Origin of the sequence: Streptococcus mitis, assembly GCF_000722755.1 — a bacterium.
Classification (GTDB): domain Bacteria; phylum Bacillota; class Bacilli; order Lactobacillales; family Streptococcaceae; genus Streptococcus; species Streptococcus mitis_CM.
The window spans coordinates 662,727-683,447 of record NZ_JPFY01000013.1; the positions used below are offsets into that span (position 1 = coordinate 662,727).

The 20,721-nt window shown below is 40.4% G+C and carries 23 protein-coding genes; 12 read left to right on the top strand and 11 right to left on the bottom strand.

Features of this window, described 5'->3' with window-relative positions; genetic code table 11:
• Positions 1-36: 36 nt before the first annotated feature.
• The 3 genes from SK578_RS06440 to yjbM are packed head-to-tail and all read right to left on the bottom strand — an operon-like array spanning position 37 to position 2,403.
• Positions 37-933: an RluA family pseudouridine synthase gene (locus tag SK578_RS06440; RefSeq protein WP_042751235.1), complete on the bottom strand. Its 897-nt coding sequence runs from the start codon at positions 931-933 to the stop codon at positions 37-39.
• On the bottom strand, positions 930-1,748 hold the full coding sequence (locus tag SK578_RS06445) for an NAD kinase (RefSeq protein ID WP_000799056.1): 819 nt from the start codon (positions 1,746-1,748) through the stop codon (positions 930-932). Before SK578_RS06445 ends, SK578_RS06440 begins: the two co-directional genes overlap by 4 nt.
• Positions 1,732-2,403 carry a GTP diphosphokinase gene (yjbM, locus tag SK578_RS06450; RefSeq protein ID WP_000171682.1) on the bottom strand — a complete coding sequence of 224 codons (672 nt, stop codon included), beginning with the start codon at positions 2,401-2,403 and terminating at the stop codon, positions 1,732-1,734. The genes SK578_RS06445 and yjbM overlap by 17 nt, the downstream gene beginning before the upstream one ends.
• Positions 2,404-2,531: 128 nt before the next feature.
• On the opposite strand from yjbM, the gene SK578_RS06455 reads away from it, so the two are divergent.
• From SK578_RS06455 to SK578_RS06485, 7 genes are all read left to right on the top strand, one after another.
• Positions 2,532-3,101, top strand: coding sequence for a CYTH domain-containing protein (locus SK578_RS06455; protein WP_042751236.1), 570 nt, complete (start codon positions 2,532-2,534; stop codon positions 3,099-3,101).
• A gap of 111 nt (positions 3,102-3,212) precedes the next feature.
• Entirely contained in the window at positions 3,213-4,172 is a 960-nt protein-coding gene (locus SK578_RS06460; protein ID WP_004260180.1) for a ribose-phosphate diphosphokinase, read from the top strand.
• A 9-nt stretch (positions 4,173-4,181) separates the two neighbouring features.
• A complete protein-coding gene (locus tag SK578_RS06465) occupies positions 4,182-5,297 on the top strand; it encodes a cysteine desulfurase family protein (RefSeq protein ID WP_042751238.1) in 1,116 nt (371 codons plus the stop codon).
• 4 nt (positions 5,298-5,301) lie between these two features.
• Positions 5,302-5,649 (top strand): DUF1831 domain-containing protein, encoded by a 348-nt coding sequence (locus tag SK578_RS06470; RefSeq protein WP_000863540.1) that lies wholly within the window; start codon positions 5,302-5,304, stop codon positions 5,647-5,649.
• A 7-nt stretch (positions 5,650-5,656) separates the two neighbouring features.
• A complete protein-coding gene (locus SK578_RS06475; RefSeq protein ID WP_042751239.1) occupies positions 5,657-5,872 on the top strand; it encodes a DUF4649 family protein in 216 nt (71 codons plus the stop codon).
• 82 nt (positions 5,873-5,954) lie between these two features.
• A complete protein-coding gene (locus tag SK578_RS06480) occupies positions 5,955-6,596 on the top strand; it encodes a redox-sensing transcriptional repressor Rex (RefSeq protein ID WP_000653417.1) in 642 nt (213 codons plus the stop codon).
• Between the two features lie 17 nt (positions 6,597-6,613).
• Positions 6,614-7,303, top strand: a complete 690-nt coding sequence (locus SK578_RS06485) for a gamma-glutamyl-gamma-aminobutyrate hydrolase family protein (protein ID WP_042751240.1) — start codon at positions 6,614-6,616, stop codon at positions 7,301-7,303.
• On the opposite strand, the gene radC is transcribed toward SK578_RS06485, so the two are convergent.
• The 3 genes from radC to SK578_RS06500 all read right to left on the bottom strand — a co-directional run bounded on the left by radC (position 7,300) and on the right by SK578_RS06500 (position 12,252).
• Positions 7,300-7,980: a RadC family protein gene (gene radC, locus SK578_RS06490; protein ID WP_042751241.1), complete on the bottom strand. Its 681-nt coding sequence runs from the start codon at positions 7,978-7,980 to the stop codon at positions 7,300-7,302. The genes SK578_RS06485 and radC overlap by 4 nt on opposite strands.
• Positions 7,981-8,022: 42 nt before the next feature.
• Positions 8,023-10,314: a DNA helicase PcrA gene (gene pcrA / locus SK578_RS06495; protein WP_042751242.1), complete on the bottom strand. Its 2,292-nt coding sequence runs from the start codon at positions 10,312-10,314 to the stop codon at positions 8,023-8,025.
• 267 nt (positions 10,315-10,581) lie between these two features.
• Positions 10,582-12,252, bottom strand: coding sequence for a formate--tetrahydrofolate ligase (locus SK578_RS06500; RefSeq protein WP_042751243.1), 1,671 nt, complete (start codon positions 12,250-12,252; stop codon positions 10,582-10,584).
• A 226-nt stretch (positions 12,253-12,478) separates the two neighbouring features.
• Here SK578_RS06500 and coaB point away from each other — a divergent pair, with 226 nt between their 5' ends.
• The 5 genes from coaB (at position 12,479) to SK578_RS06525 (ending at position 15,509) form a co-directional block, all read left to right on the top strand.
• Positions 12,479-13,168 (top strand): phosphopantothenate--cysteine ligase, encoded by a 690-nt coding sequence (gene coaB / locus SK578_RS06505; protein WP_042751244.1) that lies wholly within the window; start codon positions 12,479-12,481, stop codon positions 13,166-13,168.
• An 11-nt stretch (positions 13,169-13,179) separates the two neighbouring features.
• Positions 13,180-13,731, top strand: a complete 552-nt coding sequence (coaC, locus tag SK578_RS06510) for a phosphopantothenoylcysteine decarboxylase (protein ID WP_042751245.1) — start codon at positions 13,180-13,182, stop codon at positions 13,729-13,731.
• Entirely contained in the window at positions 13,715-14,278 is a 564-nt protein-coding gene (locus SK578_RS06515; protein ID WP_000747406.1) for an ECF transporter S component, read from the top strand. Before coaC ends, SK578_RS06515 begins: the two co-directional genes overlap by 17 nt.
• A gap of 175 nt (positions 14,279-14,453) precedes the next feature.
• The gene (locus SK578_RS06520) at positions 14,454-14,981 is read left to right on the top strand and encodes an ECF transporter S component (RefSeq protein ID WP_042751246.1); all 528 of its coding nucleotides are present in this window, start codon (positions 14,454-14,456) and stop codon (positions 14,979-14,981) included.
• A gap of 12 nt (positions 14,982-14,993) precedes the next feature.
• Positions 14,994-15,509 carry a transcription repressor NadR gene (locus tag SK578_RS06525; RefSeq protein WP_042751247.1) on the top strand — a complete coding sequence of 172 codons (516 nt, stop codon included), beginning with the start codon at positions 14,994-14,996 and terminating at the stop codon, positions 15,507-15,509.
• Here SK578_RS06525 and SK578_RS06530 read toward each other — a convergent pair.
• The 5 genes from SK578_RS06530 to SK578_RS06550 all read right to left on the bottom strand — a co-directional run bounded on the left by SK578_RS06530 (position 15,506) and on the right by SK578_RS06550 (position 20,574).
• Complete coding sequence (locus SK578_RS06530; protein WP_042751248.1) at positions 15,506-15,973, bottom strand: 8-oxo-dGTP diphosphatase; 468 nt, start codon at positions 15,971-15,973, stop codon at positions 15,506-15,508. The two genes, SK578_RS06525 and SK578_RS06530, sit on opposite strands and share 4 nt — an antisense overlap.
• 20 nt (positions 15,974-15,993) lie before the next feature.
• Positions 15,994-16,521 carry a hypothetical protein gene (locus SK578_RS06535; protein ID WP_042751249.1) on the bottom strand — a complete coding sequence of 176 codons (528 nt, stop codon included), beginning with the start codon at positions 16,519-16,521 and terminating at the stop codon, positions 15,994-15,996.
• A gap of 108 nt (positions 16,522-16,629) precedes the next feature.
• A complete protein-coding gene (locus tag SK578_RS06540; RefSeq protein ID WP_042751250.1) occupies positions 16,630-17,499 on the bottom strand; it encodes a hypothetical protein in 870 nt (289 codons plus the stop codon).
• Positions 17,500-17,555: 56 nt separating this feature from the next.
• On the bottom strand, positions 17,556-19,544 hold the full coding sequence (uvrB, locus tag SK578_RS06545) for an excinuclease ABC subunit UvrB (RefSeq protein WP_042751251.1): 1,989 nt from the start codon (positions 19,542-19,544) through the stop codon (positions 17,556-17,558).
• A gap of 76 nt (positions 19,545-19,620) precedes the next feature.
• Positions 19,621-20,574, bottom strand: a complete 954-nt coding sequence (locus SK578_RS06550) for a CPBP family intramembrane glutamic endopeptidase (protein ID WP_042751252.1) — start codon at positions 20,572-20,574, stop codon at positions 19,621-19,623.
• Positions 20,575-20,721: the final 147 nt, after the last annotated feature.

The window sequence follows — 20,721 nt, forward strand, 5'->3', positions numbered from 1 at the left end:
CTCCTTTAAGATAATAATTATACTCTGAAATAGTTTTTATAGAGTATTAGTTGATAACTGAGTAATAAGGTTACTAAAATCATCCGGCAAGGGACTTTCTAACTGCAAGTCTTGCTCTAAAAATGGATGATAAAAGGATAGATAATGGCAATGCAAGGCTTGACGCTGAATTCCATCATCTAGACTACCACCGTACAAGTCATCTCCCAACAAAGGAAAACCAATATGAGAAAAATGGACTCGGATTTGGTGGGTTCGCCCAGTGTGCAGGCGAATATCGACCAAGTGAATATTTCCATAAGAAGCTACAATCTTGTAAGAAGTATGGGCATACTTTCCACCTTTAGCCACCCGTCTGGTGATAATAGAGTCTTCATCACGCGCAATAGGAGCAATAATTTCCCCCTCTGACTCCAAGTGTCCATCGCCTGTAACCAAAGCAAAATAGCGCTTCTCGATAGACTTCTTCTGCAACTGCTTGTCTAATCGTGCGTGGGCATAGCCGTGCTTGGCAAAGAGCATCAAGCCAGAAGTATCTCTATCAAGCCTGGTCACAATGTGAACCTGCTGATTTTCGTAATTTTGCTTGACGTAGTAACCCTTGATAAAATTGGCAATGGTATTAGAGTGATTAATACTAGGAATAGAAGCCACTCCATAGGGTTTATTCAAGACTAGAAAATGATCATCCTCATAGAGAATGTCTAATGGTCTCTCGATAGCTTCGAGAGTTTCAAAGCCTTCCTCAGCGGGAATATCAATGGTAACTCGGTCTCCAATATCCAATAGATAGGTTGCATTTTGCGGTTGGTCATTTACCAGAATAGCTCCACCTCGAAACTTAATCTTAGCTAGCAGCCCCTTAGAAACCTCGTGCTTTTTTAAAAAGGTCTTAACCTTAACATGCTCATCTGCGATAAATTCAAACCTCATTCGTCCACCTCGCCGATGAAAGCATCCTTCACACGGTTCCAGAAACTGGTATGGCTAGGTGATGCCACAAAGTGAATCTTATGATGGTCAATTTGATACTCAATTCTTTCAATATTGCGGAAGGAATAAACGCTATTGTCAACCGAAATAGTATGGTAATCGTTTCTTGTTGGAATAAGTTCAATCTTATCCTTCTTTGGAACAATAATGGACGAACCCAGGGTTCGATAGACACGATTGTTAAGGCTGGCAATTTCCGTCAACTGAAGAGCTTCAATGGTAGGGTGTAAAACAGCTCCGCCAAGTGATTTGTTATAGGCTGTACTACCAGTCGGTGTCGAAACTGTTAGCCCATCTCCACGAAAACGTTCAAAGTGGACACCGTTAATCACAACATCCGCCACCATGGTTCGATCAGACCTGCGGATACTGGCTTCATTTAGTGCTCTGAAAATCTTCACTTCACCATTCTCAAGAAAGACCTTCACATTCAGAACAGGGTAAGAGACTCTTGCTCCGGTATCTAGCTGCAAATTAGTCACTAGCTTGTCCAACTCAAAATCACGGTAGTCCGTATAGAAACCCAAATGTCCAGTGTGAACACCAATGAAGCGGACCTTGTCAAGCTGGTTTTCATACTTATGAAAGGCCGACAATAACATGCCATCCCCACCAATGGAAATGACAATGTCCGGATTGGTATCATTGAGTATAAACTGATTTCTCTTCAAACGATCTCGCAATTCATACAAAACCCTTTGACTCTGCGGTTTTCTATTAGCTATCAGGTCAATTCGTTTACCTGTATTCTTCATCTGTATCGTCACTGTTTCCTACACCGTCATTTAATTTTCTACTCAAAGGATCAAAAAGAGCTTGGGCTTCCTGGATATCATCTCGAATTTTACCCATTTCTTCATCCAACTGATGGGCAATTTTTGCAGTGATTTCCAGCCGCTTCTTAATCTCCTCTGGGAAATCCCCTTGGTACTTGTAGTTGAGAGAATGTTCTATCGTTGCCCAGAAATTCATGGCCAAAGTACGAATCTGAATTTCCGCCAAAATGGTCTTGGCTCCATTGATGGTATCAACCGTATATTCTACTACCACGTGATAGGAACGGTAGCCTGATGCTTTTCGATGAGTAATGTAATCTCGCTCCTGTATGATCCTCATATCCTGACGTTTGCGCAAAATCTCCACTACTTCCTTAACGTCATCTACAAACTGAACCATCACACGCAAACCAGCAATATCTTGCAAATCGTGCTCTAAGGTCGCATAAGTAATGCCACGCCGAGCCATTTTTTCCTTTATGCTCTCAATCGGCTTGACTCGACCAGTCACAAACTCAATAGGAGAATGCTTATTTTGCTTACGATATTGCTTCCGAATACCACGAAGTTTAATTTTTAACTCACCAACAGCTTGAATGTAAGGATCTAGAAATTCTTCCCATTCTAAGGTCATATATTCTCCCTTGTTCTCATATTATCCTTCAAAAATATCTTTGATTTTTTCTCCAGATTCATATACAATAAATACAATGCTTATTATACCATAAATCCGCTTTCAACGATAAAGAAAAGGTAAGAAAAATGAAACATTTAGAAATTGAATTGAAAACACTCTTGAAAAAAGATGAATATAATCGTCTAAAAGACCAATTCACAGGTGTCACTCCTGTTCTTCAAAAAAATTACTACATCGACACGCCTGATTTTGAACTGCGAGAAAAGAAAGTTGCTATGCGCATTCGAACCTTTGAAGACTGGGCAGAATTGACACTCAAAGTCCCGCAAAGTGTTGGAAACATGGAATACAACCAAAAATTGCAACTAAAAGATGCTGAAAACTATCTGAGCAAGAAAGAACTTCCTCAAGGGCTAGTATTAGATAAATTGGCGAAACATGGTATTAAAACAAGTGAATGGCAGATTCTTGGTTGTCTAAAAACGCTTCGCTATGAAATGCAAACAGCTATTGGTCTCATGGCGCTAGATGAAAGTCAGTACTTTGATACTACAGATTACGAATTAGAGCTTGAAGTTGAGAATCACGAGCAAGGGAAACAAGATTTCCAGCAATTTTTAGAGGAAAATCAGATTGATTATCAAAAAGCTCCTTCAAAATTGGTTCGATTTGTCAAAAGCATGAAAAATAGCTGAAATAATCTCTATTTTTTGGTAAAATAGAAAAGATAAAATACAAAAATCCCAGTTCATATAGGCAAGACAGATATAACTAGGATTTATAAAGTTTACAGAGGACGGTCTATAATGTCAGATAGAAAAAATATGAAACTTTTCGCACTCAACTCTAACCAAGAAATTGCACAGAAAATTGCTCAAGCTGTTGGTGTCCCACTTGGAAAACTATCATCACGTCAATTTTCAGACGGAGAAATTCAAGTAAATATCGAAGAAAGTGTCCGTGGTTATGATGTTTACATCATCCAATCAACAAGTTTCCCAGTTAACAACCACCTAATGGAGTTATTGATCATGGTCGACGCTTGTGTACGTGCAAGTGCCCACAGCATCAACGTTGTCCTTCCATATTTTGGCTATGCACGTCAAGACCGCATCGCTTCACCTCGTGAGCCACTTACAGCAAAACTAGTTGCCAATATGCTAGTTAAGGCTGGTGTCGATCGTATCCTTACGCTTGATTTGCATGCCGTTCAGGTTCAAGGCTTCTTTGACATTCCTGTTGATAACCTTTTCACAGTTCCCCTATTTGCAAAACATTATTGCGATAAGGGCTTACTTGGTTCAGATGTTGTTGTTGTTAGCCCTAAGAATTCAGGTGTGAAACGCGCTCGTAGCTTGGCTGAATATCTTGATGCTCCTATCGCCATTATCGACTACCCACAAGACGATGCAACTCGCAACGAAGGTTATATCATCGGTGATGTTGAAGGTAAGAAAGCTATTTTAATTGACGATATCCTTAATACAGGACGTACCTTCTCTGAAGCTGCCAAAATCGTTGAACGTGAAGGAGCTACAGAAATTTATGCTGTTTCTAGCCACGGTCTCTTCGTCGAAGGAGCTGCTGAACTTCTTGACAAAACTAATATTAAAGAAATTCTTGTGACTGATTCAGTAGCAACAAAAGAAAAAACTCCTAAAAACGTATGCTACATCACTGCTAGTGAGTTAATTGGTGATGCCATCGTCCGTATTCACGAAAGAAAACCAGTCAGCCCACTCTTTGCCTACAATAAAAAGAAATAAGGTGATTCTTTGATTTATTTGGACAATGCTGCAACGACTCCCATGTCAGCAGTTGCTATTTCAGCCATGACCAAGGTTATGCAAGAAACCCACGGAAACCCTTCTAGTATTCATGGTCATGGTCGTCAAGCTGGTAAACTCTTGCGAGAAGCCCGTCAGGAACTAGCTCAGTTACTGGGGACAAAACCTCAACATATCTTTTTCACTTCTGGTGGGACAGAAGGCAACAATACTGCCATCATTGGCTACTGCCTTCGTCACCAAGAACAAGGAAAACATATCATCACAACTGCCATTGAGCACCATGCTGTCCTTGAAACGATTGATTACTTGGTTCAACACTTTGGTTTTGAAGTAACCATTATCCAACCAGAAAATCAAGAAATCACAGCCCAACAAATTCAAAAGGCCTTACGTGACGATACGATTTTGGTTTCTACCATGTTTGCCAATAACGAGACAGGAAACCTACTGCCAATTGCTGAAATTGGCCAAATACTCAAGCAACACCCAGCCGCCTATCATGTCGATGCAGTTCAAGCTATTGGAAAAATCCCTATTCACCCAGAAGAATTGGGCATTGATTTTCTCACCGCTTCTGCCCATAAATTCCATGGTCCTAAGGGAATTGGTTTTCTCTACGTATCAAGCATGGACTTTGATTCCTATCTCCATGGCGGAGATCAAGAACAGAAAAAACGTGCAGGGACTGAAAATTTGGCTGCCATCGTAGGCATGGTTGCAGCCCTAAAAGAAGACCTAGAAAAACAAGAAGAACATTTTCAACATATACAAAATCTAGAAACTGCCTTTCTGGCAGAGCTAGAAGGATTTCAGTATTACCTGAATAGAGGAGAACACCATCTCCCTTATGTTCTCAATATTGGATTTCCTGGCCAGAAAAATGACCTCTTACTCCTTCGGCTAGATTTAGCTGGGATTTCAATCTCTACTGGCTCAGCCTGTACTGCAGGCATTGTCCAATCCAGCCATGTTCTTGAAGCTATGTACGGAGCAAATTCAGAACGCTTGAAGGAATCCGTTCGTATCAGTTTGTCGCCAGAAAATACTGTTGAAGACCTACATACCCTCGCAAAAACCTTAAAAGAAATTATCGGAGGTTAGCCATATGGCATTTGAAAAAACCATTCAGTTAAAAAATTGTCGTTACGACTACACTCTTAGCCCTTCTGTTAAAAAATTCACCCTTAAGGACAATACCTTTTTTGAGACTAAGGTTGGTAACTATGAATTGACTCGCCTTTTGGAAAAAGTTCCGAACAGCGGTGAGGGATTCCAACTCAAAATCATCATTAACAAGGAACTTACAGGTGCTAAAATCAATATCACTGACAAGTTTGGGCTACGCCTAGTTGATATTTTCAAATCAGAAGACCACCACATTCATCAGGAAAAATTCTACTTCCTCATGGATAGCTTGGTAGAACGTGGTGTCTTTACAAAATCAGAAAGATAAAGCCAAAATGTTTGAACTGACCTATAAGGACAGCTATCATGTAGAGCGTACACTCAAATATGAAGATTATGAGGCTCTCATGCTGGCTTTGTCAGGATGTGTGACCCTACCAGATACACTTTATGTGACTTCTTTGACTTTTGAGGGACAGGAAGTTTACCAAGGACTGGTCGGTAACCTCTACCGTTTTCTATCACAAAAAGAATTTTTACATCAAAACTAAGATTTTTCTTAGTTTTTTCTTGTTTTTGTTGATTTTTTCACAATGTTTCTATAAAATAGAAGAATAGAAAGGTTGTGATTTTGTGAAAGATAAACAGTCTGCTATTCCAAAAGCAACAGCGAAAAGACTCTCTCTCTATTATCGAATTTTTAAGAGATTTCATGCAGAAAAGATTGAACGTGCCAACTCTAAGCAAATTGCAGAGGCTATCGGTATTGATTCCGCGACCGTACGTCGTGATTTTTCCTATTTTGGTGAACTAGGTCGGCGTGGATTTGGCTATGATGTCAAAAAACTGATGACATTTTTTGCCGATTTGCTCAATGATAACTCTATTACCAATGTCATGCTAGTAGGTATTGGAAATATGGGCCATGCCCTTCTCCACTATCGCTTCCATGAGCGCAACAAGATGAAGATTATCATGGCCTTTGACCTAGATGACCATCCTGAAGTCGGTACCCAAACTCCTGACGGGATTCCCATTTACGGAATTTCTCAAATCAAGGATAAAATCAAGGATGCTGATGTCAAGACTGCTATCCTGACCGTTCCCAGCGTCAAGTCACAAGAGGTCGCTAATCTCTTGGTGGATGCTGGCGTGAAAGGAATTCTCAGTTTTTCACCAGTCCATCTGCATTTACCAAAAGACGTGGTCGTTCAGTATGTCGATTTGACAAGTGAACTCCAAACCCTCCTCTACTTCATGAGAAAAGAGGATTAGAAAGCGAAAATCATTTTATGAAAAAACCAGTTATTGGGATTACAGGAAACGAAAAAACTCATCCAGATGATGATATCATGATGAGCTACGCAGCAAAAGGCTTTGTTGAAGGCGTTAAAGACGCTGGAGGGATTCCCATCATCCTACCGATTGGTGATCAAGAAATGGCCTGCCACTATATCAGTATGATTGACAAGCTCATCTTGACAGGTGGACAAAATGTTGATCCAAAATTCTATGGTGAACCAAAAACCATCGATAGCGATGACTATCACCTTCAAAGGGATATCTTTGAACTGGCCCTCATCAAGGAAGCTATTAAACAGAAAAAGCCAATTTTTTCTGTCTGCCGTGGAACTCAACTATTTAACGTTGCCATGGGGGGAACTCTGTACCAAGATATCGAAGACCATTGGCAGGATTGTTCCGCCGAGTACACAACTCAACGCTTGGTAACAGAACCTGATACTGTTCTTCGAGAAATCTATGGAGAAATTTCCCATATCAACTCCTTCCACCATCAGAGCATCAAGGATTTAGCACCAAATTTAAAGATTGTGGCTCATGACCCTAAAGATGGTATCATTGAAGCTGTCATGAGTACGGATGATTTCGCCTTTCTCGGTGTCCAATGGCACCCAGAATTTCTATTTGAAAATCGTCCCAAAGATAAAAACCTCTTTGACTATGTCGTTAATGAACTTTAGATTAAATCCGTCTTTTCACGATAACTAAAGTAATTAGAATGAGAGACAATCAAATGGTCCAAGAGAACAATCCCCATCAGTTCGCAGGCTTCTTTTACAAGTTTAGTCACATGATCATCATTTCGGCTAGGCGCTACCGCTCCTGAAGGATGATTGTGAACCAAGATGAGAGAGGTCGCCATATGCTTGATGGCATAGTGAAGAATCTCACGTGGTTCAGCAATACTGCGGGTAGCTGAGCCGATAAAAATGGTCTGTTGATGGATGATTTGATTTTGAGTATTGAGATAGAGCGCCACCAGGTGCTCTTGTTTTTTATGTCCCAACTCCTGCTGCATCTTCTTGGCCAACTTTTGACTGCTGAGAATACTTTCCATCTCAAGAGTCTCATGCTTATGAATACGATGGCCCAGTTCGATCATAGCTTGTAATTCTATTGCCTTAACACGGCCGATACCAGACAGACTCTGCAATTCCTGCAGGGTCATTTTTTTCAAATCTGTTAGGCTTGAAAGGTTGTTCAAAACTTTCTGAGCAATTTCAAAAACACTAGCTTGACGTGTTCCTGTCCTAAGTAAAATAGCTAGCAACTCTTGATTACTGAGCGCTTCAACTCCTTCCTTGGCCAGTCTTTCTCTTGGCAATAATGAATCTTCTTGGAATGAAATACTATACATAAAAATCCTCCTCACTTTATTATTCGTGAGAAGGATGGAAAATTAGATTTTTTTCTCAATTGGAGCCACACTGGCCAAAAGTTTTTTCAAACCAACTTCTGGGAAATTGATTTTTAATTCCTGCGTAGCACCGCTACCTGAAACTTCCAGAACAGTACCCTCTCCCCATTTCTTGTGAAGGGCAATATCACCAATGGACCAATTTGCCTCGCTAGACGCAGATTTTGCGCCAGCTGTAAATTGACCAAATGGAAGGCCGCTTGACTGGATAGTTTTTGGAGCAGCACTGCGTTTACGGTCTTGAAGGGCCTGCGCCAAACTCATACCTTGACCAAAGGCAAGATCACCACTGCTATAAGATGCTTTAAAGCTTGTATTTGCTGGACGAGCCAGACCTTGATACTCAAGTAAGTCTGAGCTGATTTCGTTAATAAAACGAGTTGGACGGTTGTAGTTGGTGCGACCAAAAAGCAGGCGTGAGTTGGCATTTGTCAGATAGAGAATTTTCTCTGCACGCGTAATTCCTACATAGGCCAGACGGCGTTCTTCTTCCAATTCATCTTGATCTTCAGCTGCACGGCTAAGCGGAAAGACATTTTCTTCCATCCCAATCAAAAAGACAACTGGAAACTCGAGACCTTTGGCAGCATGCAGGGTCATCAGGGTCACTTCTGATGTCTCCTGACTACCTGAATCTGTATCCGCAATCAAGGCTAAATCATTTAAGAAACGACTCAGTTTGTCCAGACCAGTTTCCTCTTCTGGCCCATCAGAGGTGTCATCAAAGTTTTTCGTCACAGAAAGGAACTCTTCAATATTTTCAACCCTAGCCTTGCTTTCTAAAGTCGCTTGAGCATTTAGAATATCGACGTAACCAGTTTTTTCTAGGACGGCCTCAACCAACTCTGTAATATTTAATTGATCTAGCTGCTCTCGTAAATCTAGAATCATATTAGCAAAATCCCAGATGGACTGGGCTACTTTACCCTTGATACCAGATAACATGATATTGGCTGAAGCATCTAGCATAGACATGTTTTGCATATTAGCAAAGTCACGAATTTTCTCAACAGTACCTGGGCCAATTCCTCGTTTCGGTTCGTTGATAATACGCTCAAAACTAATATTGTCACTCAAATTGGTAATGAGGTTGAGATAAGCGATAATATCACGAATTTCCTTACGGCTATAGAACTTGGTTCCTCCAACCATGGTATAAGGAATGTTTGACTTGAGCAGGGCTTCTTCAATGGTACGAGATTGAGCGTTTGTACGATAGAGAACTGCAAAATCCTTGTGAAGGAAGTTTTGACTGCGACCCAGTTCATCGATGGTTTTGGCTACAAAAACAGCCTCATCTAGCTCATCATTGGCACGATAGTAAACGATTTGCTCCCCATCAGCATTTTGAGTCCAGAGATTCTTAGGACGGCGGTTTTTATTGTTTTTAATGACCTCGTTGGCAGCTTGGAGAATAGTTTTGGTTGAACGGTAATTCTCCTCCAACAAAACAACCTTGGCTTGGGGATAGTCTTTCTCGAAGTCCAAGATATTCTGCATATCAGCACCTCGCCAACCGTAGATAGACTGGTCTGCGTCCCCAACCACACAGATATTTTTAAAACGGGAAGCCAAGAGTTTGACTAATTGGTACTGGGCATGGTTGGTATCTTGGTACTCATCAACGTGGATGTATTGGAATTTCTGTTGATAGTAAGTCAAAACATCAGGATTTTGATCAAAGAGACGCAGGGTCAGCATAATCAAATCATCAAAGTCAACCGACTCCGACTGACGCAGTTCTTTCTGATAGGCTGTATAACACTGGGCCACGATTTGCGTGTACATATCTCCAGCTTGGGCAGCATAAGCCACATCATCAATCAGATCATTTTTGGCGTTCGAAATAGTCCCTAAAATCGAGCGTTCATTCCATTTTTTTGGATCCAAGTTCAACTGCTTGAGAATGCGTTTCATGAGAGTTCGCTGTTCGCCAGGATCCACAATTGTAAAATTACGATTGTAGCCAATATGGTCCGCATCGCGACGCAAAATACGCACACACATGGAGTGGAAGGTCGCAATCAGACAGTCCTGAGTGGCTGGATTAAGGTTATAAGCACGCTCTTTCATCTCACGCGCAGCCTTATTAGTAAAGGTAATGGCCAAGATATTCCAAGGATTGACCAACTTTTCATCAATCAGATAGGCAATGCGGTGGGTCAAAACTCGGGTCTTTCCAGAGCCAGCCCCCGCCATAATCAACAAGGGACCTTCTGTCGTTTGCACCGCCTCAGCCTGACGGTCATTCATTCCATTTAATAATGCGTTCATCTTCTCTCCCTTACTCTTGAAGTCAATATTTCTATTATATCAGAATTCAGGGAAAATATCTTTACCTAGACTGGTTACGTGTAGAAGGCAACTTCTTATATTTAGATAAAAAATGAGCTTGGATAGTATTTCCAAACTCATTTTTTACTCAATGAAAATCGAAGTGCAAACTAGGAAGCTAGCCGCAGGCTGTACTTGAGTACGGCAAGGTAAAGCTGACGTGGTTTGAATTTGATTTTCGAAGAGTATAAAGTTAATTACAATATACTAGAACAAGCCTAATACTGTTCCATCGCTTTCAACATCCATGTTGAGAGCTGCTGGACGTTTTGGTAGGCCTGGCATGGTCATGACATCGCCAGTTAATGCAACGATAAAGCCTGCACCTAATTTTGGTACCAATTCACGAATGGTAATTTCAAAGTTTTCTGGTGCTCCAAGCGAATTTGGATTGTCTGAGAAGCTATACTGGGTCTTAGCCATACAGATTGGCAATTTGTCCCAACCATTTTGAACGATTTGAGCGATTTGTGTTTGAGCTTTCTTTTCAAAGTTCACTTTACTACCACGGTAGATTTCAGTAACAATCTTTTCAATCTTTTCTTGAACAGAAAGGTCATTGTCATACAAACGTTTATAGTTAGCTGGGGTTTCAGCGATGGTTTTGACAACTGTTTCGGCAAGTGCTACTCCACCTTCTGCACCATCAGCCCAGACACTAGCCAATTCAACTGGTACATCGATTGACTCACAAAGTTCTTTCAAGGCTGCAATTTCAGCCTCTGTATCAGATACAAATTCGTTAATAGCTACGACTGCTGGAATACCGAACTTACGGATATTTACAACGTGGCGTTTCAAGTTAGCAAAACCGGCACGCACCGCCTCCACATTTTCCTCTGTCAAAGCGTCTTTAGCCACGCCACCATTCATCTTAAGGGCACGAAGGGTTGCTACAATAACTACTGCATCTGGAGATGTTGGCAAATTTGGTGTCTTAATATCAAGGAATTTCTCGGCACCAAGGTCTGCACCAAAACCAGCTTCAGTAACTGTGTAATCAGCCAAGTGAAGGGCTGTTGTCGTTGCCAAGACAGAGTTACATCCGTGAGCAATATTGGCAAATGGACCACCGTGTACAAAGGCAGGTGTTCCGTAAATTGTCTGAACCAGGTTCGGCTTAATCGCATCCTTCAAGATCAAAGCTAAAGCACCTTCAATCTGCAAATCACCTACAGAAACAGGTGTACGATCATAGCGATAACCAATAACGATATTCGCCAAACGGCGTTTCAAGTCCTCGATGTCTGTTGCCAAGCAAAGAATTGCCATGATCTCTGAAGCAACTGTAATGTCAAAGCCATCCTCACGTGGAATACCATTTAGAGGGCCACCAAGCCCAACTGTTACATGGCGAAGAGCACGGTCGTTCAAGTCCACAACACGTTTCCAGAGGATACGACGTTGATCAATTCCCAACTCATTTCCTTGGTGTAAGTGGTTGTCAATCAAGGCAGAAAGCGCATTGTTGGCAGTCGTAATGGCATGCATGTCCCCAGTAAAGTGAAGGTTGATGTCTTCCATTGGCAGAACTTGGGCATAACCACCACCTGCCGCACCACCCTTAATCCCCATTACTGGACCAAGAGATGGTTCACGAATAGCAATCATGGTTTTCTTGCCAATCTTGTTCAAGGCATCCGCCAGACCAATGGTAATAGTTGATTTTCCTTCACCTGCAGGTGTTGGGTTGATGGCAGTAACCAAAATCAATTTTCCAACTGGATTGCTCTCAACTGCACGAATTTTATCAAAGCTGAGCTTAGCCTTGTACTTTCCATACAACTCCAAATCATCGTAAGAAATACCAAGTTTCTCTACAACATCAACGATTGGTTTTAACTCAATACTCTGTGCGATTTCAATATCTGTTTTCATTCAAAACTCCTCTAACCTCTTATATGATAATTCATTATAACACAAAACAAGATTTTTAACATCCTTAAACTCTCCAAACGTTCGTAAATATCCCTTATTTTTAAGGTTTTTAGAGTCCTTTCTTAAATTTTATATGGCTTTATAGTTTGAAACTATATTCTTTCCTTTTACCAAAAATTTATCACTTTCATTTTACTTACCGTTTATTTTTGTGTACAATAGTGCTATGAAAATTTTAGTTACATCGGGCGGTACCAGTGAAGCTATCGATAGCGTCCGCTCTATCACTAACCATTCTACAGGTCGCCTGGGCAAAATCATCACAGAAACTTTGCTTGCTGCAGGGCATGAAGTTTGTTTAATTACTACAAAACGAGCTTTGAAGCCAGAAGCCCATCCCAACCTAAATATTCGAGAAATTAACAATACCAAGGACCTTCTACTAGAAATGCAAGAACGTGTTCAGGATTATCAGATCTTGATTCACTCAATGGCGGTGTCCGATTACACTCCTGTCTATATGACAGGGTTTGAGGAAGTTCAATCTAGTTCCAATTTGGAAGAATTTTTAAGCAAGCAAAATCATCAAGCTAAGATTTCTTCAGCTGACGAGGTTCAGGTTTTGTTCCTAAAAAAGACACCCAAAATCATCTCTCTAGTCAAGGAATGGAATCCTGCTATTCATCTGATTGGTTTCAAACTGCTGGTTGATGTCTCTGAGGATTATCTCATCGAGATTGCCAGAAAAAGTCTTATCAAGAACCAAGCAGACTTGATTATCGCAAATGACCTGACTCAAATCTCAGCAAACCAGCATCGTGCAATCTTTGTTGAGAAAAATCAGCTTCAAACAGTCCAAACTAAAGAAGAAATTGCAGAACTCCTCCTTGAAAAAATTCAAGCCTATCATTCATAGAAAGGAAAGCTATGGCACATATTCTCTTGGCTGTAACAGGGTCTATCGCCTCTTACAAGTCGGCAGATTTAGTCAGTTCTCTAAAAAAACAAGGCCATCAAGTCACTGTCTTAATGACTCAGGCTGCTACAGAGTTTATCCAACCTTTGACACTACAGGTCTTATCACAGAATCCTGTCCACTTGGATGTCATGAAGGAACCCTATCCTGATCAGGTTAATCATATTGAACTTGGAAAAAAAGCAGATTTATTTATCGTAGCCCCTGCAACTGCTAATACTATTGCAAAACTAGCCCACGGTTTTGCGGACAATATGGTGACCAGTACTGCTCTAGCCTTGCCAAGTCATATTCCCAAACTCATCGCACCAGCAATGAATACAAAAATGTATGACCATCCGGCAACTCAGGCTAATCTGAAAACATTAGAAAGCTACTGCTATCAGCTGATTGCTCCAAAAGAATCCCTACTAGCTTGCGGAGACCATGGACGAGGAGCTTTAGCTGACCTCACAATTATTTTAGAAAGAATAAAGGAAACTCTCGATGAAAAAACGCTCTAATATTGCACCCATTGCTATCTTTTTTGCAACCATGCTCGTGATACACTTTCTGAGCTCACTTATCTTTAACCTTTTTCCATTCCCAATCAAACCGACCATCGTTCATATTCCTGTTATTATTGCCAGCATTATTTACGGTCCACGCGTTGGGATTACACTTGGATTTTTGATGGGGCTACTTAGTTTGACGGTTAATACAATTACGATTCTACCAACAAGCTACCTCTTCTCACCATTCGTCCCAAACGGGAACATCTACTCAGCTATCATTGCTATCGTCCCACGTATTTTGATTGGTTTAACTCCTTATCTAGTCTATAAACTAATGAAAAACAAGACTGGTCTGATTTTAGCTGGTGCCCTTGGTTCACTTACCAACACAGTCTTTGTCCTTGGTGGAATTTTCTACCTTTTTGGAAATGTTTTTGATGGTAATATCCAAAAACTCCTAGCAACCGTTATCTCAACAAATTCGATTGCCGAATTAGTCATTTCCGCAGTTCTAACCTTAGCCATTGTTCCAAGACTACAGACTTTGAAAAAATAAAAACAATATCCACTTTCAAACTTGAAGGTGGAGATTTTGTTTGAAGTAGTTCCTTTTTAGTGAAATCTTTACCAATATTTAATTTAAAATGGCCTATAAACTTAAGTAAATCCTTGCTTTATTATCTTGTTTATAGTACTATACTAGTGTATATACAGTTAAAAAGGAGATTCTTATGAACACACGGAAAAAGACACAATTTATGACAATGACTGCCCTTTTAACGGCTATTGCGATTTTGATTCCAATTGTTATGCCTTTCAAGATCGTCATTCCACCTGCTTCCTATACTTTAGGAAGCCACATCGCTATTTTTATCGCTATGTTCTTGTCGCCCTTGATGGCAGTTTTTGTCATCCTAGCCTCTAGTTTTGGATTTTTGATGGCTGGCTATCCTATGGTTATCGTATTTCGAGCTTTCTCTCATATCGTTTTTGGTACCCTAGGAGCTCTTTACCTACAAAAATTCCCCGATACCCTAGATAAACCAAAATCTTCCTGGATTTTTAACTTTGTGTTAGCTGTCGTTCATGCCCTTGCTGAAGTATTAGCCTGTGTCGTTTTTTACGCAACTTCTGGTACCAATGTAGAAAATATGTTTTATGTTCTATTTGTGCTAGTTGGATTTGGCACAATTATCCATAGTATGGTAGACTATACATTAGCACTAGCTGTCTATAAAGTGCTTCGAAAACGCCGTTAAAAAGGAAAAGCTATGACAAAAGATCGCAAACAAGCTCTGCTCCAACTCTTGAAAGAAGCTCCTAAAGCCCTTAATGGCCAAAGTTTGGCGGAACATTTTCATGTCACACGTCAGGTCATTGTGCAAGACATTGCAATTTTGAGAGCCGATGGCGCTTCTATCATATCCACTAATCGTGGCTACGTCTATAAGCAAATTGAAACCAATCCTTATGTTCACAAACTTTTCAAAGTGAAACATGAAGTTGAAGAAATCGGTCAAGAGCTCCTTGCTATCGTCGATAATGGAGGGCGTGTCCAGAATACTTTGATTGACCATCCCGTTTATGGAGAAATCGAAACCTTGCTGAAACTGTCTTGTCGCCGAGACGTGCAACATTTTCTAGAACAAGTCGAGCATTCTGATTTTAAACCTTTATCTGAATTGACAGATGGTGTCCATTACCACCTAGTCGAAGCCGAAACACAACAAGACCTCCACTATATCGAGGAGGCCTTGGATCAGCTTGGTTATTTAGTAAAGGATTAGAAAATTTTCTTTTCCCAATCGTCTTCTGTACGGCGAGGGTAGAAAAATTCAGATTTGTCCGGTGCTTCCATCATCTCCATCAAAGGTAGCATATCATAGGCCAGATCCAAGTTTGGAATCTGGTCTTTTTGCACCCAAGAAACTTCTCCTTCATCTGAAGAGCGAAGGGTACCAGAGAACTCAGTCGCCTTATAACAAACGACAATATAGCGCCCACCTGTATCTAGTGGCCAATTTTTAATGCCGACAAGTTGAGGATTTTGGATAGTCAACCCTGTTTCTTCATAGATTTCACGAATGACAGACTCTGCGAAAGACTCGCCATTTTCTACATGGCCTCCTGGAAAGGCATAACCAGACCAGCGATTGGTTTCAGGAGAGCGATACTGCATAACCACGCGCTGAGTTTCGAGGTCTTCAATCAGACAAATGTTTGTTAAAATCGTTAATTGGGAACGGGACATAAATTTACTCACTTTCTAAATTAGATAACTTTTTCATGGCTAACTTCAGACTTCATAATGAAGGGATTAATTCGTTCGTGGTAATCATTTACTTCATGAAGCAAATATCCTTTTTTAATGACAATTTCTTGTTCCTGAACTTCAAAATCAAGTGTTATTGGAATAGGGATTTGTGGCATAAAGGCAAAAATAACAAACATAAATATCCATATATATAAACTACAAATAGTACTACGGATTCCATCAAAAATACGGTATCGTTCCTTGAAACAATAACTAAGAATATGCGCGATAACCAAAATAACTGGTACAAATTGTCCTGTTTTAAATATAATGGGAATGAATGGTATTCCAAATATTCCAAAGAGAAGGTCTAGAATTACCAGATGTCTACAAAAACGAATAAAAAGAATAATCACTAAAAGGAAAAGCCAACTATCCCAAAGAATGGGAGTAAACGATAAACCAAATATTGATAGGCAAAAATCGATAAGGACAAATCCTAGTAAAATCAGATAGACTATTCTAAATAAAGTTAAGTGTTTCAAAATGGATGACTCCTTTTCTTTTCATGTTTATACTTCAATAATCGATGGACTGTATGTTGTTCCAAATCCATTATTAATATCGAACTAAAATACTTAATGAAAAAGTTTTTAGTCATTATTAATTCCATAATCCTTCATTTTATGATTTTGAATTTTTAAAGTTGTCTTGCTACCAGAACGATAACTTTTCCCACTTTTTCCGGCGTAATAATAAGAGATTTCATAAAATGCGTCTGCAAGGTCTGCGCTATCTATTCCATTTTCGATAAACTCTGTCAGACCACCTTCACCATTAAAATAATCCTTGTATCCTTCTTCTAACACAATATCTTTATAGATAACATGACCTTTAATAATTCCATTTTCCAGAAATTCATCAATAGGGAGATCATATAAACCTTGAAAAGGTTTCCCCTCCTTACGATTCTTATCTATGAGATCATAATATTCTGTAATATTCTCTGCTCTCTCATCGACATTCCAGTAGCTATTTACGAATTCCAAATTGGGATTTTCATATTGCTTGAAAAAACTCTCTACTTTTTCTTTGTTAGAAACACTTACAGGATTCTGGTTGAGTAGCTGATCTGTTATATGTGAAAATTGATTTAACATCGTTTTGATAGTTCCATCGTAGGCTAGTTCTTCACTCGTCCGTTTAGAGTTTCCTGGAGATTTAGGAAAATAAATTAAACTGTCACTTACAGTGATTTTCCTACCATTAACCTCTTCAGTGTAATCGTATTCAATTTCATAATCGTCAGAAGGCCATCTATGTCTGGAAAACTTCGTCACCTTCACTTCACCTTTAAAGCCATATAAATTCAGTGTTCTGCTTGCTGCCACCTCAATATCCTTTTGATTTGGTCCAGAAAAAGTATTATGAAAGTTAACTACTAAAATCACTACAAAACTTAGAAAACAGGCTGAGAGGATAATTGCGATAAAACTGAAATTCAACACTAACGCTTTTTTCATTACTACATTCTCCTTGTAAGCAATTCAATTATACATTTTATTTAGTATGGGTATTCCTACCCAAGCGCCTTGACTTCCAGCATCATATCGCGAATCTGTGCAGCCAGTTCAAAGTCAAGCACTTCGACGGCTTCTTGCATTTGTTTCTCTAGTTTCTTGACCAATTCTTTGCGCTCTTGTTTGTTGAGGCTGTTGATGTCAACTTCCTTGTCCTCTTCTTTAGCAACTGCCTTGGTCACGGCAATCAAGTCACGGACTTCTTTCTTGATTGTCTGAGGCACGATACCATGCTCTTCATTATAAGCCATCTGTATTTTGCGACGACGGGCCGTTTCATCTATAGCACGTTGCATAGACTGAGTCACAGTGTCCGCATACATGATAACATGCCCTTCGCTGTTACGGGCAGCACGTCCAATAGTCTGGATGAGTCCACGTTCGTTACGGAGGAAACCTTCCTTGTCAGCATCAAGAATAGCTACGAGACTCACTTCGGGAACGTCAATCCCTTCACGGAGGAGGTTGATTCCGACTAAGACATCAAAGACACCCAAGCGTAGGTCACGAATTATCTCCGTCCGCTCCAAGGTCTTAATATCCGAGTGCATGTACTTGACCTTGATCCCCATTTCCTTGAAGTAGTCAGTTAAGTCCTCTGCCATTTTCTTGGTCAAGGTTGTGATAAAGGTACGCTCATTTTTCTCAACACGGGCATTGATTTCACCTAAGAGGTCATCAATCTGTCCCATAGTCGGACGGACTTCCACCTCAGGATCCAAAAGCCCTGTCGGTCGAATGATTTGCTCAATCACTGTCTCAGTCTGTTCATTTTCATAGTCACCAGGTGTCGCTGAAACGTAAACAATCTGATGCACATGGCTTTCAAACTCTTCACGACGGAGAGGCCGATTGTCCAAAGCTGATGGCAAACGAAAACCATAATTAACCAGCATTTCCTTACGCGAACGGTCTCCATTGTACATTCCCTTGATTTGCCCCATAGTCATGTGACTCTCGTCAATCATGATTAAGAAATCATCTGGGAAGAAATCGAGAAGCGTATAAGGAGGCTCACCTTCGCTACGTCCATCCATGTGGCGAGAATAATTTTCAACCCCATTGGTATAGCCCATCTCACGCAGCATTTCGATATCGTACTCTGTTCGCTGTTTCAAACGTTGGGCTTCAAGCAATTTACCTTCCTTCTCAAAGATAGCTAGTTGCTCCTCCAACTCGGCTTGAATCTTTGCAATAGCAACTTCCATGTGGTCGTCATTGGTCACAAAGTGAGTCGCAGGGAAAATCGCCAAATGATCCACTTCTCCCAACACCTGACCTGTCAGAGCCTCAACCTCACGGATACGGTCAATTTCGTCTCCAAAAAATTCTACTCGAAAGGCATGTTCATCACGAGATGCTGGGAAAATCTCCACCACATCCCCACGCACACGAAATCTTCCCCGTTGGAAATCAATATCATTTCGCTCAAACTGAATATCGACCAAGTCATTTAAGAGTTTATCACGAGAAATTTCAAGACCTGGACGGAGACTAACGACACTATCAGCGTATTTTTTGGGCGAACCCAGACCATAGATACAAGAAACGGAAGCTACGACGATAACATCATTACGCTCCAGAAGGGCTGAAGTCGCTGAGTGACGAAGTTTGTCAATCTCATCATTGACAGAGCTATCCTTTTCAATATAGGTATCGCTAGAAGGGACATAGGCCTCAGGTTGGTAATAATCATAGTAGGATACGAAGTACTCAACAGCATTTTCAGGGAAAAATTCCTTAAACTCCCCATAGAGCTGTCCTGCCAGAGTTTTATTGTGGGCAATGACCAGAGTTGGTTTATTGACTTTGGAAATAACCTGACTCATGGTATAGGTCTTCCCTGTTCCGGTCGCCCCCATCAGAATCTGAGCTTTTTCTCCCCCCTCGATATTATCAACCAACTGCTCAATAGCTTGGGGTTGATCTCCTGATGGTTGATATTTTGATACTAGTTTAAATTGATTGTCAGTAATGCGGTTAATCATAAGAATCCTCTCTCGATGTGCTATTCCTATTTTAGCATACTTGTAACATTTTCACGAAGAAAAGGACGGACCTAAGTCACATCCTTTCATTTTCTTTCTTTAATTTATTAGCGAGATAGAGAATCAGCAGTAACAAAACTAGACTTGTCATGATAGAACCTTCTATGCCAAAAGAACCACCTGATAGCCAGCCTTGATCGCCTTGTGGAAAAAAGGTCATCAGAGACGTTCCGGATGGTTGACCACTAACTAAAATCCCAAAGAGATTACCCTGAGCAAAATTCCAGGCTCCATGAATACCTGCTACACCCCAAACTGTATCGGTTTTGAGGAGGTAAAGTGACATGGCAACTCCGAATAAAAAGAGATTCACTAGAGATAGAGGTGTGAGACCCGAATTGCCCATATGAAGCAGGGTAAAGAACAGGCTAGATATAAGAACAGCAAGTTTTAGATTGGTTCTTGATGCCAATTGAGGAAGGAGCCAAGCACGGGATACCACTTCTTCTGCTGTCCCCTGTAAAATCCAAAATGGAATGGTAAAAATGACAAAGGCAAGCGAATAAGGATTCAAATGAATGGACTCAAAACGATATTGCCCTAATGCTACTAAACCTAACAAGGTCAGAAGAAAAAGTGCCAGACCTAGCCCAAATCCTTTCAGAAGACTGCTGAGGAAATTTTCTCTATAAAATCCCAAGGTTCGAATAGGTCTTTTCTCAACTTTTCTAGTCCATCTGAACACAGTGTTGAGAATAAAACCAAAGGCCAGCAATTCTAAAATTAAATGAAAATCACTTGTTTTATCCATCATGCTCTGCTGCAAAGTCTGCAAGTAGGTAGCAAAAGCTTGACCAGCCTCTCCAAAATTTCTAGCAAGTCCGATGAGAGCTAACAAACTAATACCATACAGAGTATAAGCCACAAACTCTCCTATGAAGACAAAAGCAAAGGCTAACAAGGGGCTTGTGTAAATGTTTAACCGCATTTGAGAAGCTTGGAAGTCTTTAAATATTCTTTTGTTCTTCATATTCCTGTCCTCTTTTCTTCTATTATATACTATTATTATAGCACTTTGTGGTAGCAGTTCAAGAAAGAAATAAAGGGTTTTTATGTTATATCTTCTAACATAAAAGTCCCTAAATTTGCATTTTTTAGTTTTTTCTGATATAATGGG

Bases quoted from the DNA above. Each gene is read 5' to 3' on its own strand.
- SK578_RS06500 (WP_042751243.1), bottom strand. From the start codon at position 12,252: ATGAAAACAGATATTGAAATCGCACAGAGTATTGAGTTAAAACCAATC.
- coaB (WP_042751244.1), top strand. From the start codon at position 12,479: ATGAAAATTTTAGTTACATCGGGCGGTACCAGTGAAGCTATCGATAGC.
- SK578_RS06520 (WP_042751246.1), top strand. From the start codon at position 14,454: ATGAACACACGGAAAAAGACACAATTTATGACAATGACTGCCCTTTTA.
- uvrB (WP_042751251.1), bottom strand. From the start codon at position 19,544: ATGATTAACCGCATTACTGACAATCAATTTAAACTAGTATCAAAATAT.
- SK578_RS06440 (WP_042751235.1), bottom strand. From the start codon at position 933: ATGAGGTTTGAATTTATCGCAGATGAGCATGTTAAGGTTAAGACCTTT.
- pcrA (WP_042751242.1), bottom strand. From the start codon at position 10,314: ATGAACGCATTATTAAATGGAATGAATGACCGTCAGGCTGAGGCGGTG.
- SK578_RS06475 (WP_042751239.1), top strand. From the start codon at position 5,657: ATGTTTGAACTGACCTATAAGGACAGCTATCATGTAGAGCGTACACTC.
- SK578_RS06460 (WP_004260180.1), top strand. From the start codon at position 3,213: ATGTCAGATAGAAAAAATATGAAACTTTTCGCACTCAACTCTAACCAA.
- yjbM (WP_000171682.1), bottom strand. From the start codon at position 2,403: ATGACCTTAGAATGGGAAGAATTTCTAGATCCTTACATTCAAGCTGTT.
- SK578_RS06470 (WP_000863540.1), top strand. From the start codon at position 5,302: ATGGCATTTGAAAAAACCATTCAGTTAAAAAATTGTCGTTACGACTAC.
- SK578_RS06445 (WP_000799056.1), bottom strand. From the start codon at position 1,748: ATGAAGAATACAGGTAAACGAATTGACCTGATAGCTAATAGAAAACCG.
- SK578_RS06455 (WP_042751236.1), top strand. From the start codon at position 2,532: ATGAAACATTTAGAAATTGAATTGAAAACACTCTTGAAAAAAGATGAA.
- radC (WP_042751241.1), bottom strand. From the start codon at position 7,980: ATGTATAGTATTTCATTCCAAGAAGATTCATTATTGCCAAGAGAAAGA.
- SK578_RS06485 (WP_042751240.1), top strand. From the start codon at position 6,614: ATGAAAAAACCAGTTATTGGGATTACAGGAAACGAAAAAACTCATCCA.
- coaC (WP_042751245.1), top strand. From the start codon at position 13,180: ATGGCACATATTCTCTTGGCTGTAACAGGGTCTATCGCCTCTTACAAG.
- SK578_RS06525 (WP_042751247.1), top strand. From the start codon at position 14,994: ATGACAAAAGATCGCAAACAAGCTCTGCTCCAACTCTTGAAAGAAGCT.
- SK578_RS06550 (WP_042751252.1), bottom strand. From the start codon at position 20,574: ATGAAGAACAAAAGAATATTTAAAGACTTCCAAGCTTCTCAAATGCGG.
- SK578_RS06540 (WP_042751250.1), bottom strand. From the start codon at position 17,499: ATGAAAAAAGCGTTAGTGTTGAATTTCAGTTTTATCGCAATTATCCTC.
- SK578_RS06515 (WP_000747406.1), top strand. From the start codon at position 13,715: ATGAAAAAACGCTCTAATATTGCACCCATTGCTATCTTTTTTGCAACC.
- SK578_RS06530 (WP_042751248.1), bottom strand. From the start codon at position 15,973: ATGTCCCGTTCCCAATTAACGATTTTAACAAACATTTGTCTGATTGAA.